Annotated in this window: 3 protein-coding genes; all 3 read left to right on the top strand. The window is 71.5% G+C overall.

What is annotated here, in order from left to right:
* The first annotated feature begins 50 nt into the window (after window positions 1-50).
* From E1212_RS29015 to E1212_RS29005, 3 genes are read left to right on the top strand one after another with little or no spacing between them, the layout of a single operon-like run.
* Window positions 51-647, top strand: a complete 597-nt coding sequence (locus E1212_RS29015) for a sulfite oxidase-like oxidoreductase (protein ID WP_131989011.1) — start codon at window positions 51-53, stop codon at window positions 645-647.
* Window positions 617-1,381 carry a ferredoxin reductase gene (locus E1212_RS29010; RefSeq protein ID WP_131989009.1) on the top strand — a complete coding sequence of 255 codons (765 nt, stop codon included), beginning with the start codon at window positions 617-619 and terminating at the stop codon, window positions 1,379-1,381. Before E1212_RS29015 ends, E1212_RS29010 begins: the two co-directional genes overlap by 31 nt.
* Before the next feature lie 4 nt (window positions 1,382-1,385).
* Window positions 1,386-1,661 (top strand): DUF6510 family protein, encoded by a 276-nt coding sequence (locus tag E1212_RS29005; protein ID WP_131989007.1) that lies wholly within the window; start codon window positions 1,386-1,388, stop codon window positions 1,659-1,661.
* The last annotated feature ends 357 nt before the right edge of the window (window positions 1,662-2,018 follow it).

Here is a 2,018-nt window from a genome sequence, read left to right as displayed (position 1 = left end):
GTGGGAGGGGCCGCGCCCGCAGGCGCGACGTGGGGAACGGGGTTGGAACGATGGGGATCGTGTCTCCGGGTTTCCGGAGGAAGAGACGTGACGACGTCCGGCTGCCGCCGGGCCAGTACCTGACCGAGGACTTCCCGGTGCTGTCCGCCGGGCCCACGCCGTACATCCCGCTGGACCGATGGGAGTTCACCATCGCCAGCGAGACCGGCCAGTCCTATCGGTGGTCGTGGGACGAGCTGCAGGAGCTGCCGGCCGACGAGCCGACGGTCGACATCCACTGCGTCACCAAGTGGTCCAAGCTTGAGACCACGTGGCGGGGCGTGTCGCTCGACCTGCTCATGGAGGACGTCGAGACGACGGCCGACTACGCGCTCGTGCACTGCTACGGCGGGTACACGACCAACCTGCCGCTCGAGGACCTCCTCGACGGCAAGGCGTGGGTGGCGTACGAGTTCGAGGGCGACGAGCTGGCGCCGCAGCACGGCGGCCCGGCCCGGCTGCTCGTGCCGCACCTGTACTTCTGGAAGTCGGCGAAGTGGGTGCGCGGCATCCAGCTGCAGGAGTTCGACGAGCCGGGCTTCTGGGAGAGCGTCGGCTACCACAACTACGGTGACCCATGGCGCGAACAGCGCTACCAGGGCGATTGAGCGCCCGGCTCGAGTGGCGCGTCGCCACCCTCGCCGACTACGTCGACGAGACGGCGACCGCCCGTACGCTGCTGCTCGACGTCCCCGGCTGGCCCGGGCACCTGCCCGGCCAGCACGTCGACGTCCGGCTCACCGACGAGGACGGCTACAGCACCCAGCGCAGCTACTCGCTGGCCGCGCCCGCCGACGGTGAGCGCGTCGAGCTGACCATCCAGCGGGTCGCGGACGGCGAGGTGTCGCCGTACCTGGCGGGCGACTTCGCCGTCGGCGACCCCGTCGAGCTGCGCGGCCCGGTGGGCGGCTGGTTCGTCTGGCATCCGTCGCGGACGGTGCCCGTGCTGCTGGTGGCGGGCGGCTCGGGCATCGTCCCGCTGATGGCGATGGTCCGGGCCCGGCGGCAGGCGAGGAGCCGCGCGCCGTTCCGGCTCATCTACTCCGTGCGGACGCCGATGGACCTCATCTACGCGTCGGAGCTGCGCCGCTCCGCCCGCGACGACGGCGGCCTCGACATCACGACGGTCTACACCCGGGCGACGCCCGAGGCCTGGCCGCGCGCGCCCGGCCGGCTCGCCGGCTCGGACCTCGAGGCGTACGGATGGCCGCCGCAGTTCGAGCCCACCTGCTACGTCTGCGGCCCCACCGGCTTCGTCGAACACGTGGCGACGTCGCTGGTGAACCTGGGTCACGATCCGCGCCGCATCCGCACCGAACGCTTCGGCCCGACTGGAGGATGACGCTGTGACGAACGCGTACGAGTACGAGGACGGCAACGCGCTGGCCGGCCCCCTGTCCGAGCTCTTCGCCGTCGACGTCACCACCGCGACCGGCCGCTGCGTGTCCTGCGGCGACACCGGCCGGGTCGCCGACCTGCGCGTCTACGTCAACGCACCCGGCTACGTGGCCCGGTGCCCGGGGTGCGACCACGTGATGCTCCGGTTGGTCCGGTCCCCGGATGCCGCGTGGCTGGACCTGCAGGGCACGCTGTCGTTGCGGGTCCCGATGCCGCCCGGGTGAGAGGTTCGGCCGGGGATTCGCCGATTGGGTCGGGCCCTGCCGTCTCTCAGGGTCGATCGCCTTTCACAGCGCCAGGGTGCCTCCCCGGAATGGCCCCGGCCCTCCGTGCCGCTGTGTGTGGGGTTGCGCCGGCCGCTACCTGTTCGCGCGTGGTTCTCGGCAGCCGTTTCGCTGGGCTCGGGTCGCGCCGGCCCCTGCTGGCTCGGGATGACGCTTCTATGTCAAGCGGCTGGCTGGTGGCAGGTCAGCGGTGGGATGTCGCGGCGGAGCGTGCGGTGGATGACGTCGGTGAGGTGGCGTTTGAGCACGCGCATGGCGCCGCGTTTGCCTTTGTTGTCGAGGTGTTTGGCGATCAGG

Source organism: Jiangella ureilytica, from assembly GCF_004348545.1.
Classification (GTDB): domain Bacteria; phylum Actinomycetota; class Actinomycetes; order Jiangellales; family Jiangellaceae; genus Jiangella; species Jiangella ureilytica.
Note: the sequence above shows the minus strand (reverse complement) of the source record. Positions and strands in the feature narration are given on the sequence as shown.

Bases quoted from the DNA above. Each gene is read 5' to 3' on its own strand.
- E1212_RS29015 (WP_131989011.1), top strand. From the start codon at position 51: ATGGGGATCGTGTCTCCGGGTTTCCGGAGGAAGAGACGTGACGACGTC.
- E1212_RS29010 (WP_131989009.1), top strand. From the start codon at position 617: ATGGCGCGAACAGCGCTACCAGGGCGATTGAGCGCCCGGCTCGAGTGG.